General features: G+C 45.8%; 13 protein-coding genes. 6 read left to right on the forward strand and 7 right to left on the reverse strand.

Features of this window, described 5'->3' with window-relative positions; all coding sequences use genetic code 11:
• The first annotated feature begins 54 nt into the window (after nucleotides 1-54).
• The 5 genes from rplT to PSM36_RS01000 all read left to right on the forward strand — a co-directional run bounded on the left by rplT (nucleotide 55) and on the right by PSM36_RS01000 (nucleotide 3639).
• A complete protein-coding gene (gene rplT / locus PSM36_RS00980) occupies nucleotides 55-399 on the forward strand; it encodes a 50S ribosomal protein L20 (protein ID WP_076928400.1) in 345 nt (114 codons plus the stop codon).
• A 202-nt stretch (nucleotides 400-601) separates the two neighbouring features.
• A complete protein-coding gene (locus PSM36_RS00985; protein WP_076928401.1) occupies nucleotides 602-1726 on the forward strand; it encodes a glycoside hydrolase family 43 protein in 1125 nt (374 codons plus the stop codon).
• Nucleotides 1727-1731: 5 nt separating this feature from the next.
• The gene (locus PSM36_RS00990) at nucleotides 1732-2235 is read left to right on the forward strand and encodes a pyridoxamine 5'-phosphate oxidase family protein (protein WP_076928402.1); all 504 of its coding nucleotides are present in this window, start codon (nucleotides 1732-1734) and stop codon (nucleotides 2233-2235) included.
• A 119-nt stretch (nucleotides 2236-2354) separates the two neighbouring features.
• Nucleotides 2355-2807, forward strand: a complete 453-nt coding sequence (locus PSM36_RS00995) for a thioredoxin family protein (protein WP_076928403.1) — start codon at nucleotides 2355-2357, stop codon at nucleotides 2805-2807.
• Between the two features lie 46 nt (nucleotides 2808-2853).
• Nucleotides 2854-3639 (forward strand): TrmH family RNA methyltransferase, encoded by a 786-nt coding sequence (locus PSM36_RS01000; protein ID WP_076928404.1) that lies wholly within the window; start codon nucleotides 2854-2856, stop codon nucleotides 3637-3639.
• Nucleotides 3640-3651: 12 nt separating this feature from the next.
• Here PSM36_RS01000 and PSM36_RS01005 read toward each other — a convergent pair whose 3' ends face one another.
• The 6 genes from PSM36_RS01005 to PSM36_RS01030 form a co-directional block, all read right to left on the reverse strand.
• Nucleotides 3652-4497, reverse strand: coding sequence for a glycoside hydrolase family 16 protein (locus tag PSM36_RS01005; protein WP_076928405.1), 846 nt, complete (start codon nucleotides 4495-4497; stop codon nucleotides 3652-3654).
• A 109-nt stretch (nucleotides 4498-4606) separates the two neighbouring features.
• Nucleotides 4607-6142, reverse strand: coding sequence for a SusD/RagB family nutrient-binding outer membrane lipoprotein (locus tag PSM36_RS01010; RefSeq protein WP_076928406.1), 1536 nt, complete (start codon nucleotides 6140-6142; stop codon nucleotides 4607-4609).
• A gap of 33 nt (nucleotides 6143-6175) precedes the next feature.
• On the reverse strand, nucleotides 6176-9589 hold the full coding sequence (locus PSM36_RS01015) for a SusC/RagA family TonB-linked outer membrane protein (protein ID WP_083710872.1): 3414 nt from the start codon (nucleotides 9587-9589) through the stop codon (nucleotides 6176-6178).
• Between the two features lie 238 nt (nucleotides 9590-9827).
• On the reverse strand, nucleotides 9828-10805 hold the full coding sequence (locus tag PSM36_RS01020; RefSeq protein ID WP_076928407.1) for a FecR family protein: 978 nt from the start codon (nucleotides 10803-10805) through the stop codon (nucleotides 9828-9830).
• 69 nt (nucleotides 10806-10874) lie between these two features.
• A complete protein-coding gene (locus tag PSM36_RS01025; RefSeq protein WP_076928408.1) occupies nucleotides 10875-11459 on the reverse strand; it encodes an RNA polymerase sigma-70 factor in 585 nt (194 codons plus the stop codon).
• Between the two features lie 148 nt (nucleotides 11460-11607).
• Nucleotides 11608-14391 carry an alpha/beta hydrolase family protein gene (locus PSM36_RS01030; RefSeq protein ID WP_076928409.1) on the reverse strand — a complete coding sequence of 928 codons (2784 nt, stop codon included), beginning with the start codon at nucleotides 14389-14391 and terminating at the stop codon, nucleotides 11608-11610.
• Nucleotides 14392-14742: 351 nt separating this feature from the next.
• Here PSM36_RS01030 and PSM36_RS01035 point away from each other — a divergent pair, with 351 nt between their 5' ends.
• On the forward strand, nucleotides 14743-15819 hold the full coding sequence (locus PSM36_RS01035) for a metallophosphoesterase (protein WP_076928410.1): 1077 nt from the start codon (nucleotides 14743-14745) through the stop codon (nucleotides 15817-15819).
• A 99-nt stretch (nucleotides 15820-15918) separates the two neighbouring features.
• On the opposite strand, the gene PSM36_RS01040 is transcribed toward PSM36_RS01035, so the two are convergent.
• Complete coding sequence (locus tag PSM36_RS01040) at nucleotides 15919-16197, reverse strand: type II toxin-antitoxin system HicB family antitoxin (RefSeq protein ID WP_232001494.1); 279 nt, start codon at nucleotides 16195-16197, stop codon at nucleotides 15919-15921.
• Nucleotides 16198-16302: the final 105 nt, after the last annotated feature.

Below are 16302 nucleotides of genomic sequence, written 5' to 3' on the forward strand. Positions count from 1 at the left end.
TGCCGCCAAGAGCCCTGTACGACAGGGACGCTATCATTCAAAACAAGTAACATTATGCCAAGATCAGTCAATCATGTTGCATCACGCAACCGCAGAAAAAAAGTTCTGAAATTAACAAGAGGCTATATCGGCGCCCGCAAGAATGTGTGGACAGTAGCCAAGAACACGTGGGAAAAAGGTCTTACCTATGCCTACCGTGACCGTAAAAACAAAAAACGTAACTTCCGCGCTTTGTGGATCCAACGTATCAACGCCGCCGCCCGTGAACACGGTATGTCTTATTCACGTCTGATGGGTGCGCTGCACAAGAATGAAATTGAAATCAACCGCAAGGTACTTGCCGATTTGGCAATGAATCATCCCGAAGCATTCAAGGCTATCGTGGATAAAGTGAAATAGTAACACACTCTTCATGCCGGGTTGATCCGGAATGGAATAGATAGGGAGAACCTGACCAGGTTCTCCTTTTTTTATTTTATCTTTGCTACGCAGATGGAGTATAAACCGGTTTGGCGAGAGATTGGTGCAAGCGGAGAAGTAATCACCTGGAAGGCGGGACCGGGGTAAACAGGTCCCGAAAATATAAAAATGGAATAATGATATGAAACTGTGCAAAGGAATAACTGCTGTTTTGCTGTTGACCGGTATATTTGCTGGCACGCTGGTAGGTTGCCGTAATACGGGTAAAACCTCTTCCGGTACCATCACCTATTCGAACCCGTTACCGGTGGCTTTTGGTGATCCGTTTATCCTCTCCGCTTCCGACGGGAAGTATTATATGTACGGGACGGGAGGTGTGGAGAAAGGGTTCGGTGCCTATAGTTCGGATAACCTTGTCGATTGGCATTTCGAAGGACAGGTCTATTCGGGCGACCAGCCCGGTTCATGGACAGTAAAGAACTATTGGGCACCCGAAGTATATGAAATCGACGGACGTTATTATATGTTCTTCAGCGCCGACTGGAAAGTGAATCCTACCGATGAGCTGGAGAATTTCCGTATCGGGGTGGCGGTGGCCGATCAACCTACAGGCCCGTTTGCCGAGATGTCCGACAATCCCCTGTTCGATCCGGGATATCCTATTATCGATGCCAATATCCTGCAACACGGTGGCAGGACTTATCTCTATTATTCGCGTTGCTGCTATAAAAATCCGGTTGAGAGTGAAGTAGCTGCATGGGCGCGTGGGCAGAACCTCTTTGACGAGATCGAGGAGAGTTGGGTCTACGGTGTGGAGATCTCTAACGATTTTACTGCTGTTCTCGGTGAGCCGGTGTTGCTACTGCAACCTCCTTCCATTATGGACGATCCGCAGACGGAGTGGGAGAGCCGTTCCGTGACTTCCGGGGAGGTCAACCGTCGCTGGACGGAAGGCTCGTTCGCTTTTGAGCATAACGGTCAAATCTATATGATGTACTCTGCCAACTTTTTCGGAGGAGAGAATTATGCGGTAGGATACGCTGTAGCTGACCATCCGTTGGGGCCGTTTACCAAGGCGGAAAATAATCCGGTACTTGAGAAGAATACCGCAACCGGCGGTGAAGTGACCGGTACCGGCCATAATATGGTGGTCTGGTCGAAAGATGGTGAGAAGATGTATTGCGTATACCACGGACGTACCCAAAAGACGGGTAATGAAAGAGTTGTCTTCATCGATGAGATGAAAATCGATGAGAGCGGAGTGCTTACTGTAGATGGGCCGTCCACATCGAATAAAGAATTATAAGCTATATGAGAACTTATCCTTTAGAGAAAGAGGAACACATTGAAAAAGTGATCCGTGCATGCCGGCTCTGTTACGTGGGAATGGCGGATGAGAACGGACAATCTTATGTGTTACCGATGAATTTCGGGTATGAGGAGGGGATGATATATCTGCATTCCGCACAGGAAGGGCGTTCCATCTCCATTTTAGAGAAGAATCCGCAGGTCTGCATTACTTTTTGTACCGACCCCGGTCTGGTGTGGCAGGACGAAGAAGTGGCCTGTAGCTACCGGATGCGTGCGGAGAGTGTGATCTGTTACGGGAAGGTGGTTTTTGAAGAGGATTATGATGAAAAGGTGAAGGCGTTGAATACCATTATGCGTCAGTACTCCGACAGGGAATTCAGCTATTCCGCCCCTGCCGTCAGGAATGTAAAGATATGGAAAGTAGCGTTGGATGAAGTTTCGGCCAAAGAATTCGGCGTACCGAGCAAAAACGCGGCCAGGTATAAAGACCGGACACAGTTTTAAACGTTGTAGTAAAACTTTAGTCCATACGTTGTTGTTGATATGATAGGTGGAAAGGTGCGTAAGTGCCTGGGTGGTTAGTGGGTATAAAATAAGATTAAATCATAAGGAATAGAACAAAAATGAAGAAAATAACAATACTTTTTGCAGCGTTGATGGTGATAGTTTCTGTCTCCGCAAGTGAACCGAAAGAGAAGGAAACGGTCAAACCGATAGAGTTGACAAAAGCGACTTTCCTGGAGAAGGTGTTCGATTACGAAAGTAATCCGGAGGCGTGGAGTTATAAGGGTGATAAGCCGGCGATAGTCGATTTTTATGCCGACTGGTGTGGTCCCTGCAGAATAGTATCACCGATACTGACAGAACTGGCGGCGGAGTATGGTGATGAGATCTATGTCTATAAGATCAATGTCGACAAGGAGAGAGAACTGGCGGGTATGTTCGGTGCGAGAAGTATTCCAATGTTCCTGTTTATTCCAATGGATCAGGATCCGCAGATAGGCATGGGTGCTCTTCCCAAAAAATCGTTTCGAGAGGTGATTGATACTTTCCTGTTGAAAAAGGAGACTCTTTGATGATGATGCGCTTCGCGCGATAAAATGACAGTGTGGGGGACAGGGGATGATTACAAGCTTACAGAATCCGGCAATAAAGAATATTGTAAAGCTATCGAAAAGTAAGGAAAGGAAAGAACAGCAGCTTTTCATGATCGAAGGAGCACGGGAACTGTCGCTGGCATTGCAGAGCGGTTACCGGCCCGAAGCAGTGTATGTTTGCCGGGAGATGTTCGAAAAGACGAAATACCCCGACCTGCTCAATTCCCTTTCCGGAGAGATTGTGTTCGATATATCACTGCCGGTTTTTGCCAAGATTGCCTACCGTGAGAATTCCGACGGCATAGTGGCGCTGGCCAAACTGAAACAGCATGGGCTGGGCGACCTGATACTTTCCCACAACCCTTTCCTTATACTCCTTGAATCGGTGGAGAAACCGGGTAACCTGGGTGCTATCCTCCGCACTGCCGACGCTGCCGCGGTGGATGCGGTGATCGTGTGCGACCCGCAGACCGACCTCTATAATCCCAATGTGGTGCGTTCGAGCGTGGGAGGGATTTTTACCGTACAGACGGCCATTTGCTCTTCCGAAGAGGCGTTTGCATGGCTGCAGGCTAACAAGATTCGTTCATTTGCAGCGGAACTGCAGGCCGCCGAGTTCTATCAGCAAACAGACTTTACACACCCTTCGGCCATCGTGATGGGCACTGAAGCCGAGGGTTTATCCGATTTCTGGCTCAAAAATGCAACAAAGCGAATCAAGATCCCCATGCGTGGGAAAATCGATTCGCTTAATGTCTCGGTATCGACTGCCGTGCTTACTTTCGAAGCTATGCGGCAAAGAGGGTTTTAACTGCCTCCAATATCATGGAATGACTTTTTGATATACTCTTACATAGTCAATCTGAAAATGGTGGGGGAAGAGAGAGTCGTCGACTCCCATCCGTCCGCCCCAATTACCTCCGATTGCAAGATTCAGCAGGAGATGAAACTGCCGGTCGAAAGGCCATTCGGCAAATCCGGTGCCTTCATTCCTGAAGGTGTAATGTTGCGGCTGGTCATCTACATAGACACGGTACTCGTCCTCTTCCCATTCAAGGATATAGGTGTGAAAAGCGGAATGACAGGTGGGAACCTCTATGTATCCGCTTGTTTGAGTCCCCAGCACATGGTTGTAACTTTTGGTATGTGCCGTACTGACAATAGTATCGGGGTCATAGCCCACATTTTCCATAATGTCTATTTCACCGCTGTCGGGCCATCCGCCATACACGTTGTCGGTGGGAAGCATCCAGATGGCAGGCCATGTACCCACTCCGGTGGGGAGTTTTGCCCTGATCTCGAAACGGCCGTAAAGCCAGTCTCCTTTCCCTTTGGTGATAAGACGTGCAGAGGTGTAGCGTTTACCGCCCATGCTGTCGATGCGGGCTGTGATGGTCAGCAGGCCATCATGCACGTAGGCATTGAGGGAATCGTAGGCAGTATAGTGCTGCAACTCGTTGTTGCCCCAATCCCATTTGTTGCCTTCGGTGTCGTAGCTCCATTTCGCGGAGTCGGGTAGTCCCGTGTAATCGAATTCTTCATTCCAGACCAATTCCCATGTCCCGGTAGGGGTGGTGATGGTTTGGTAATCGGGCGTATCGGCTTTTTTATTGGCGCAGGCAATAAAAAGGGGAGCCAAAAGGATAAATGAAAGTAATTTGTTTGTCATTAAAATCGTATAATGGTTATCATATAATGCTGAAAAAATCGCTTGTTTCGGAATTATTCCTGAACTTACTCCGGAACAATTCTAAAAACAAGCGATCAAAGTTAAATGTTTATTTCAAAATCCACATAATTTTGTTTATTTCATCATATCCGTCGTATTGACGGTTCAATGCCTCTTCCAGATTTTCCCTGTTATGACTTGCTTCACTTGCCGGGTAGAGCCAACGCATGGGAATGCCATTTTTGTTGTTCTCATTCAGGCTGGTCTCCGGATTGACGGGGAATTCCGGGTATTCATTGCGGCGGTATTCAAAATAGCTGCTCTTCGGATCTTGCATGAATTGCAGGATATAACGCTGCATCCATATCTGTTTCAGTTGATCATCGAGCGTGGTTTTGAACGCCGCTTCACCGGTGAAATAGGCGTCGATATATTCCTGCGTGATTGGCATGCCATGCGCAGCGTTGCCGTTGGCTTGTGTCATTACATCGGTTAATGCAGCTTTCACTCCCGATTCATAATAGGTTTTGGCATCTCCGGATATCCATCCTTTCAGCACGGCTTCTGCCAGGATCAACTCCTGTTCGGCAAAAGTGATAAGCCTCAATGGTTCGGAAGCTTCTTCTTGCAGGTATCTTTTATTGATCAGTGAGTAGAGGTTGGCGCTGTGCCCTGCATTCATTTGGGCATACGCGATCTCTACGTCAACACCCCTGTATGCTGCCGGATCGGATGCTCCATATCCATCTGCAATAAGTGCTCCTGCCGGCTCGGCGAAATAATACATCCTTCTGTCATTCAGTAGCTTCAGGTTGTCTATCATCAGGGAGCTGAGGATAGTCCGGCTGGTAAAAAGATCGTTCGTACCGGAAAGAGGATGCCTGTTTTGGGAAGAGTAGGCAAGCCCGTAAAATCCGGTGGAAGCATCCATAAGATTTCCCGCTGAAACAATTTCTGCGAACCGGGAACTCACATTGATACCGCCTATGGACTCCTTGTCGCTTACAGACATCAATACTTTAAGTGCAAAAGAGTTGACCGCTTTCCTCCATTTGACCGGATTACCGTTGTAAGGAGTGGGATCTCCCTGAAAAGTGGTTCCATTCGCAAAATATTGATCTGCCGCCCGGAGTTCGTCCAACACGCCTTTCAATACCTGCTCCTGCGGATCATATTTTACTTTGTAAATACCTTGTGCCCCTTGTCCGGCGTCACTATAAGGGATATCTCCCATTTTCATGGTAAGCCGGTAGAAGGTATATGCTTTGGCGAAAGCGCCGAGGCCCTTGTAGGAATCCTCCATGATACCTCCTTCTGCATATTCAATCATCTTTTCAATATTGGGCAGTATGGTCATCGGGCCAAAATCACCTCCTCCGATTTTGTTGTACTGCTGATCCATTTGCCCTTCATTGGCGTATCCCACGTATTTGGGAAGCGCGTTATCTCCAATCATTACTTTGGCGTCTCTTCCGGAAAACCTGGTATAACGCAATATCACGTTGGTGGCCAATAGCGAAGCACTGACCGTGGTCGTGTCATCGGGATTAGTATTTATTTCGTCAAAATTGTTACAGCCCAAAAGCAGTAATAATGACAAAATAGAAACTCCCGTGCGGGTTATATATTTATTAAATCGTTTCATATACTGTTTCTTTAAAATATGGTTTATTGCTTATTAAAATACCACTTTTAAGTTGAATCCTAAGTAACGGATCGAGGGATCGCTGAAGTTCTCATAACCGCCATCGGGATCGGAGTATTTGAACTGCTTGGCCCACAGAAATACATTTTGCCCGATAGCCGATATGGACGCACTTTTTGCCCTGAACTTACTGCTTACATTTCTTGGTAAGTCGTATGTCAAAGAGATTTCCCTTAACTTGAAGAAGGTGGTCGAATAGGCATCCACCGGAGAGGGGGAGCCGCCCCACGCCGTACCCTTATGGTAGGCGTTCAGGTAACTTTGATAAGTTACCGCCACATCATTGGGAGCATAGACCCTTGTATCGCTGGTGATATTTCCGTAGGTATCATAAGTCGCTTCCCCGGATACGACCTTTACTCCCTGTCCGGTATAATTACCGGTCCCGGGATTGTTTGCATCGAGGAACCTTTCCGGTACCACAGAATTGGGATGTGAACCGGCCCTCCACATATACATTTCAGTGGTAGTCTGCGCGATTCCGCCCACACGTCCGTCAAGTGCGATTCCGAGGGTGAAATCCTTGTACCGGAGAGAGGTTCCTATGCCCCAAATCCAATCGGGATCGGCATAGCCATACAGTGATGTGAAGGAGTTATATAACGGTAAACCGTTGTTGTGGATGATGTTTCCTTGCGGATCTCTCTGGTAGTCGTTCAATATATAATGATCCGCCCTTTTTCCTACGGCCACCCACGGTTTGTCGGTGGAATGCACCGAGTCGATCTGTGTATAATATCGGGCATATTTAGACCAGTTCAGTGCTACATCCCATTGAAGGTCTTTTGTTTTTACGGGAGTCACATTGGCCGCGATCTCCACACCTTTCCGGGTAATCTCTTCGTCAATATTGATAAAATTGGATGTATAACCCGAAGCAGGACTGATGGCTGCCGACCGGAGGAAATCATACATTCTCTTCTGATAGTAAGAGATGTCGAGCGAAGCCCTGTTATGGAAGACGTTGATGGCGGTCCCCACTTCAAATGTAGACGCCGATTCGGGACGTACATCTGTTCCTTTTATCGATGTCGGGAAGGCGGCGGAACTTAAATCACCCCACGCATTGGATGTGATGGAGTAGACTGAATTGATGGCATATATTCCGGCCGGTGTTTTGGATGAAGTCCACGATCCCCTTAATTTCCATAATGAAAGCCAGTTGTAATCAGCCAGCAGTTCCGAAGCGATGAAGCTACCCGAAACCGAAGGATAGAGGTATGAACGGGTCGATTCGGAGAGTGTCGAACTCCAGTCGTTACGCAATGTTGCTTCTGCATACACCATACTCTTCCATGAGAAACCTACTCTTCCGTATAAACTGTTTACCTGTTGCCTGTAAATGACAGATCTCACAGCCGCCGGATTGACGGATGCTTTCAACGAATAGAAAGCGGGGATGGTCAACCCTCCCTGGGTGCGGGCTTCAATACCGTCATCCTGTCTGTAATAGATGGTTCCCCCGATAAAACTTTCAAGGCGGAAATCACCGAACGATTTATCGGCCGATATCAACAGGTCGTTATTCATACTATATCCTCTTCCGAGACCGGTATTGAATGATCCTCTCTGGGACTCTCCCCAAATCTCGGTTCCACCGTTTAACACTGTCGCACTCCCCGCACCCTGAAATGACCCTTTTGAAACGGTTATTTCCTTTTTATCGCTGTATATATCGAACCCGGTCCGTGCTGTTGCTTTGAGCCAATCGTTAAAGTTGTAGTCGATGGAAACAGACCCGTTAAAGATGTCCCTGTTGCTGCTGCGCGTCCTTTCGTATCTGTCGAAATAGGGATTGTTATTGCCGGCCGTGTAACTGTTGTTTTGTACCTCATTGGGAATGAGCCAATAGTCTTTGTATTGCCTTAAGTCCCAATCGGGAGCAGACCAAATGAGGAGCGAGTACATGGGATCATAACCCGTATATCCGCTGAATCCGGTGTTGGGTGTGGACTGCTTATTGTAGGTCATCGATGCTGCCAGGAGGAACTTGTCGATTTTCATGTCACCGCCCAAACCGAATGTCAGTTTGTTATAGATTGAATTAGGATATTGTCCCTTATTGTTGATCCATGTGGCAGATGTGCGGAAACTTCCGTATTCACCCTGTTGCGCGATGCTGACGTTGTTATTCAGGATATACCCTGTTTCAAGGAAATTCCTGAAGTTATCCTTTCCGATAGGAAGATAGGGCATCGGTCTCATTGTTTTCGATACGGGATCCCATTGGATGACCTCCCGTCCGTCTAAAGGTGCGCCCCACGAACCGTCGCCGGTACGGACATATTCCGCTTTTCCCTCTGCATTGGTCCGAACGACACGGCCGAAACTGGATTGTAACTCGGGAATAGCCAAATGGCCTGCAGCGAACATTGTGCCTGAATTGACCTGGACAGAAAGGCCGGTGGCGGATAATCCTTTTTTAGTGGTTACCATGATAGCTCCGCTTGACCCTCTATAACCATATAGGGCAGAGGCGGTAGCTCCTTTTAATACGCTGAGGCTCTCTATGTCGTCCGAAGGCACGTCACGTAATGTCATATTGGCGTAGGGTACACCGTCAATAACGAGGAGTGGCTCTTCCCCACGGATCTGGATAGAGGGAGCTTCCGCAAATTCGGTGCTGTTGCGGACAAGCAGGCCGGCTACCTTACCGGTTAACGAAGTTCCCACATCGACACCCTTTACCGTCTGTAAACCGTCTCCGGCAACCGACTGGACAGAATATCCCAATGCTTTCTCCTCCCGTTTGATACCGAGTGCGGTGACCACCACTTCGCTGAGCATGGCTGTATTTTCCTGCATCACCACATCGAAAGTGGTTCTGTCGCTTGTGTTGAGGATAACATCGCTATATCCGAGATAGCTGATTTTCAGCTTGGCATTACGTGTGACATTCAACGAGAAACCTCCGTCATAGTCACTGACAGTCCCGTTACCGGAGACACCCTCCTCAATGATATTGGCACCGATAATTGGCTCACCGATCTCATCCAGAATCTTTCCTCTTACAGTCACCCTGTTTTGCTGTGTTGTGACGGATGGCAGGTCCTGGCTGCTTCCGTCACCCTTTTTTACCAATACAATGATATTGTTTTCATCTTGCCTGTATTCGATATCGGTGTCCGATAGTAATTGTTGCATAGCGGCATCGATGCTTGAATTGGTGAGCTGAAGGTTGATCCGTTTTTCCAGCCCGGCAAGGGATTCATTGTAAAAAAATTTGTAACTACTTACTTTTTCAACCTCTTTTAATGCCTCGCGTAGTGGTCTATTTTGCACATTCACGGTAATTTGTGCGAATAGCTGACCTGCTACTATCCATAAGAGCAAAAGCATGGAGAGCTTTGCAAAAGGATGTTTCTTCAAAAATCGTCTTTTCCCCATAAATAAATAGATTTAATAAATATTGTTTTAGGTAGCCGGATAAAAATGGATGACCAATTCTTTACCCTGCTACTTAGAATACAAAAGAGTGAAATAAAACCGCTAACCGATTAGCGTTTGTTAGGTTTTTTTAACGATAAAAATTCTGGTAATTATATTCAACTTAAATTTTGAAAGTCGTGTTATTACAACTAAAGCAGAGAACTATAGATATTTTGCGGGGCACCCATGGGCATTATTACTTCTCGTAATATAGTTCAATAACAGTTCCGTTCATCTCGTAACGCATGGGGGAGGTTAACGAGAGGATATCCAAAGTATTGCGGATACTGCTTCCTCCCAATGTGCCGGAGAATCGTATGGGACGTAATTCTTCTGATACGAAACCAATTTCTACGTTGAACACACGGGCAAGGGTATTGGCTATTTCTTCAAACGAGCGGTTCTGGAAATAGAGGTTGCCGTTTTTCCATTCCACGAAATCGGAAGCATAGACTTTGTCGGTCGTGAGAGTGTGATTAGTTTTATCGTATATTGCCCGTTCATTCTCTTCCAATATATATTCTTGTCCGTAGGCTGATACTTTCACCTTTCCTTCAAGTAAGACTGATGAGAAGAACTGTTCGGTATCATAGGCGCTTACATTAAAAGCCGTTCCCAATGCCTGAATGTCCATTTCATTCGTTTTGACGGTAAACGGGTGTTTTTTATCTTTTGTCACTTCAAAATAGGCTTCACCGGTGAGATATACATTACGTTCTTTGCGGCTGAACGTTTCATTATAGGTGAGTGAAGATCCGGAGTTGAGCCAAACCCGGCTGCCATCGGCGAGCGTTATTTCCGCTTTTTCGCCCTTGCCGGCAGTAACGGTTACAGGAGTTCCGTTTCCTGCGATATTGCCGTTCATCAGGAAATATACAGAGAACGCAGAGATAAGAGGTAGGACAAAAATAGCAGCCCACCGCAGCGATCTTCTCCATATTGGTTGGGCGAAGAGTGGTTTCTTTTTGACAGGGATAAAGGTGCGGATGTGCTCATACATACGGTTCGACGTTTCTTCGTCCATCCCGGGATCGGCATTTCTCAAACCATCTTCCAGAATAGAATGGATCTGCCGGTCATGCCGGAGCATTTCGGCAAGTAGTTGCTCTTCCGCTTCCGAAGCCTCGTTATGCAGGTATCTTTCAAAAAGCTCTATATGTTGATTCTTTCTCATTATCTCTTTTGTCTGTCTGTTTATAAATACAGTTTATAGTCGGTTTTCCACTAATCCGTCAATCATTAATTATGTTAAATTGATGAAGAGCATCGATAAGAGGAATAGTTTGTCGTAATTTTTTTCGAACTGTTTCCGGATGAATTTTGTCGCCAGCGAAAGTTGTGTTTCGACGGTACTTACGGATATCTGCATGATTTCCGCGATCTCTTTTGTCGATAACTCTTTTTTCCTGCTCAAAATAAAGATTTTTTTGCGTGACGGGGGCAATTGTTCGATTAGCTCATCCACATAATCCTCGAGCCATTTGCGGTCGGTTTCTTTTTCGGTAGCGGTATCATAGGCGGGCTGTTCTTTCAATAGCAGTTGCTGATAGAGAAATTCTACTGTTTGGCGCTGGTATTTATTCATCAGCATATTTTTCGCGATGGTTGAGAGATATGAAAGGATTGATCTTTCCGGTTCGATCTGTTCCCGCACTTCCCATAATTTGATGAAGGTGGATTGTACGATCTCTTCCGCCATGTAAGTATCCCCGCGTGAAATAGTCATGATGAAGTTGTAAAGCTTTCCGGAATATCGTCTGTAGATAGTCTCGAAAGCTTTGTCGGATCCGCCTTTTAGCGCATGCAGTTCCTTTACTTCATCAAACATCTTTTTCAGCAGTTATCAATATTTTTTAATTGACGCCTCTCCCAATTCTCCCAATCCCCCAATCTCCCCAGTCTCTCAGTCTCCTCGTTCTCCTCGTCTCCCCATCCCTCAATCAACAAATCAACAAATCATCACATCAACTAATCAACTAATCAACCTCATACCCCCACGTTTTACCCTTCTCCGTGGCGGGAACACCTTTTGTCATCCAGACAGGGACCGGCTCTCCTTTCAAATAATGATCGAAGAACTGTTGCAGGCGGATGGAAAGGTCTTTCGCATTGCGCCGTTCCCTGAGGTTGTGGGCTTCGTTGTTGTATTGCAGCATCCAGACGGGTTTTCCCAACCGGCGTAGCGCCATAAAATATTCGATTCCCTGATACCATGGAACCGCTCCGTCTTTATCGTTGTGCATAATCAACAAAGGGGTATTGACTTTATCAGCATAAAAAACGGGAGAATTTTCGATATAGAGATGTAATGAATCGATCATGGGAACCCCGATGCGGGATTGCGTCTGTTCGTACTGGAATTGGCGGCTCCTTCCCGATTCCCAGCGTATCCCTCCGTAAGCGCTGGTCATATTCGCTACCGGGGCGCCTGCACCGGCTGCTTTGAACATATCGGTCCTTGTCACCAGATAGGCGACCTGGTATCCTCCCCAACTCTGCCCCTGTATGGCCATATTCTCCCTGTCTACCCAGTTGTTTTCGGCAAGTGCCTCTGCTCCTGCCACTACAGAATTGTAGGCATCCATACCCGGTTGCCCTGTTGTGTAGTGGATATCGGGTGTAAAGACAATATAGCCGCGACTCACGAAGAAGGGGATATTGATCGTGGACCGACTGGGAGCCGGGGTAAAATAGTTGTACAAGTTATCGGAATGCTGTTCATAAAAATAGATCATCACCGGATATTGCTTCGTCGGATCGAAATTTTCAGGTTTGTAGAGAATACCCTGATGAGGAACACCGGTAAATGAGGTCCATGAGAAGAGTTCGGCTGTACCCCAGTTGTAATCACGCATTTGTGGATTGATATCAGTCAGTTTTCCGGTTGATTGCCACAGGTTTTCAGTCACATGCAAGTCGGGTGAAGTATGGAAATTGCTTTTCTGGAACGCGTACACATCCTTATCTTTCGCTTTGGTGACGGATGAGAAAGTGAATCTGTCCATTACCCTTTTCTTTAGCGGATTGGACCCTTTTTGCGCGAGGGTGTAATAACCGGACTGTTTGGTTACCCGGTCGAAAGCGGAGAGTAAGAGCAGGTCGCCGGGTTCGATGAAGCGTTTCTCAGGATCGGTGTTTATATACCGGAAAGTGATGGAATCGTTCCGGCCCGCATGGCGGGTGATATTCTCCGGTTTTTTCTTTCCTTTGGGATCGATTTTCCAGATATCGAAAGCATCGTTGACAAAGATATACCCGTCATTCTCTCCCCAGGCGGCAATCCCGTAAGAGCCGGGAGTAAAAGGGATATCGTTCTTCTCATCCCAGAAGTTGACAGGGATATTTCCGGTAATATTTCTGATGGCTCCATCGTGGTTATCATGGACAAACCATTGCTGTTCGGCGGCGTCCCACCAGTAAATAAAATTGCCTTGCGGTGAGATCATCGGCCTGCCGGAAAGAGGTGTGGCGACAATTTTTCGTTGCCCTGTTTGGAAATTCCATACCCATGTGTCATTTTTGGAAGATATATCCCATTGGGTTTCGAGTTGATAAGGTTCATTTGACCAGAGCAGGGCAAACCGGCCGTTCCCTTCATCCGAAATATTACAGAAAGGCATCTCCTCATTGGCGATAGGTGTAAAGTGGTTCGGTTGTCCGGGAAGGATTATTCCTGTGTATGTCCGGCGCTGCCTGTTTTTCAATTCTGCTAATTGTTGGGGTTGTATCAGCGGTTCCCGCCAGTGCCAGATATCGAGCGTTGCCATTTCGAAATCGACGATGGTGGTGTCTTTGGGTACCTGTTGCAGGGCAGCACCGAGGATAATCCGTTCTCCATTTTTACTGAATTTTGGAGCGGAGAATTCATTAAAAATCCATTTCCCGGGAAGTCCTGAAGCGTTTTTATCGGCAAGGATGACAGCCGAGTCGTTTCCATTCCGGAAATAGCGGACATCGAATACTTTCTGTTCGGTTTTTGATGTATCCCTTGTAGCAAGGTAGAGGAGTTGTTCCCCGTTTTCATCAAAGGAGAGTGATTTATATTCCGCATTTTCATTCGAGATACGTGTTGAGATATTCTTTTTCAAATCATAGAAGAATACGCCGGGTGTGTCGGTAGAATCTTTTTTGTCGGGTTCGATAATGGCTGCCAGTGAGTTTCCGAACTTACTGAAGAGATACTCTTTTGCATTCGGTACGGTATCTTCCTGCTGTGTGGCAATGTTCCGGACCACGAGCAACTCTTTCGGTTTGTCCGATTTATTCTTTTTGACTGTCGTGTCGGCTTTTTGGGTAATAATGTAAGCAATATGTGAAATTTCCTTTTCTGAGGTTTTGAACGATTTTACTCCGGTTATTTTTTCAATATCGAAAGAATTATTACGGATTATAACCAGCGAGTCTTCCGGCATTTCGTCCGCTTTTTTCTTTTTTATGCGTGCATCCCGTCTTTCGGCAAAAGGTGCTTTTATCAATCCTACTGTATATCTTCCATCGGGTGAAAGTGTGAACCTGTTTACCCCTTTCACTGTCAGCGACCGGCTGCTGTTCAGGTCGTGAAGAAAAAGAACGCTGTCTCCTTCCTGCGGACTGATAATGGTGGCGGCAAAACGTCCGTCGTCACTCAGGGATATATTCTGTAGACTTTTCCAGTCGTCATATACCGAATGGTCAAGAGGTTTCTTCTGGGCAAATACCACCGTACTTATAAAGATAAAAAAGAGAAGATAACAGGGTTTCCGGAAAGATGTAAAATGCATAAATTGATAGAAGTTAGAAGTTAAAACTCAGAAATTAGAAGTTAGAATAAGAAGTCGGAAGTGGAGAAGTCCAAGAAGTGAAGAATAAGAAAATTCATTTTTCACTTACAAAGTCTTGGTTCTTGGTCCTGAAATCTTGAATCTTGAATTTGAAATCTTGAATTTGAAATATACAGCGAAATTACAAGAAATCTTTGTTTTCCGCAAACTTTGAAATTATTGTTGCTTAATTGTGCTATATTTTCTGGATATAAGATGTGTTTTGGCTTTTCTCCCATCTTTCATTATATTTGTAAAATATAGAGTGTGCTCCCTATCAAATGTTTCATTTAATTAATAAACTGAATAATCATGCGTAGAAAATCATTGTTACTCCTTTTAGTCGCCTCCGTATTATGTTATACACTTCCGGCTCAGCAAGACGATTATGTAAAACCGTCGCTGAGCGATGAAGATTCATGGAGCCTTGTCCTTCTTCCCGATGTGCAGACCTATATGAAATTCGATTACAATCAGCCTATTTTAGATCTGATGCTGGCTTGGGTGACGAATAATATAGAGCCATTGAACATAGAAATGGTATTGTGTACCGGAGATCTGGTTGAACAGAACGATCTGTTCAACCCCGACGGGAAAAAAGCCAACCAAGCCAGTGTATCCCAATGGGGAGCCGTATCTTCGGCTTTCGGTCGTTTGGACGGACAACTGCCTTATATCCTGACTATCGGGAATCATGATTACGGAATAGTAAATGCGGAAAATCGTTTTACTCATTTCGACGAGTATTTCCCGCCGAACAAGAACCGATTGAACCAGAAGATGCTCCGGGAGGTAGGTCTGAATGTAGAAGGAAGACCTACGCTGGCCAACGCAACTTATGAGTTTGCCGGTCCGCACGGAAGAAAATTTCTGGTACTCGTGCTGGAGTTTGCACCGCGTGATGAGGCATTGGAGTGGGCGAAGGGCGTGATTGAAAAGGAGCAATATGAAGATTATACCGTAATCCTCCTTACGCATTCCTATTTGGATAGCAACAATAAGCATATTGTGCATGAGAATTATAAAATCCCGGACCCGAATTACGGGGAGGCAATCTGGCAGAAACTGGTACAGCCTTCAAAAAATATTCAGATGGTACTTGCCGGCCATATTGGAAAGCCTAACGATCCGGAAGGGCATATTGCTTTCAGGGTAGATGAAAATGCCGCGGGAAAGAAAGTCAGCCAGATGGTATTTAATGCCCAGGCCCTTGGTGGAGGTTGGCATGGCAATGGTGGCGACGGATGGCTGCGTATCTTCGAATTTCTGCCGGATGGAAAAACCGTGAAGGTAAAAACATTCTCACCTTTGTTCGCGATCTCTCCTACTACCCAGAAATATGCGTGGAGAACCGAACCTCATGACGAATTCACTTTCGAACTGGATTAAATTGGTTTTAGCTGAAATGAAATAGTCTTTAGTCCGCTCTCATTCCTCAAGTGGAAAATTACAACATCACTTTTTGTAAGGCTTTTTTTATAAAACTATTCAGGGTTTCTCCTTTTTTCTTGCTTCAAGGGCAATGTTTTTATGTAATTCTGATCCTATACGGATATTCAGTGTCCCGCTGAACGGTTTCTGCGGTTTCACTCTCTCCTGTTCGCAATCGAACAGATAATCATCTATATATTCCTTGAAGTCTTTTTCCAGTTCATCAAAAGTGTTGCCTTCGTAAGTAAACAAGTGAGTTATACCCAATACACGTCCGTGAAAACATTTATCCGGTACGCTAAACTCTACCGTACCGGTGTATCCTTTATATTCCAAGTAGATTATATGGTAAAATCATCATAAAAAATAGTAACAATATTCCCGATTTTATTCCATATCTCTTTATTGGAATGATGTTATGTTTACACCATAGACTGCCGA

Source organism: Proteiniphilum saccharofermentans (genome assembly GCF_900095135.1).
GTDB classification, from domain to species: Bacteria; Bacteroidota; Bacteroidia; order Bacteroidales; family Dysgonomonadaceae; genus Proteiniphilum; species Proteiniphilum saccharofermentans.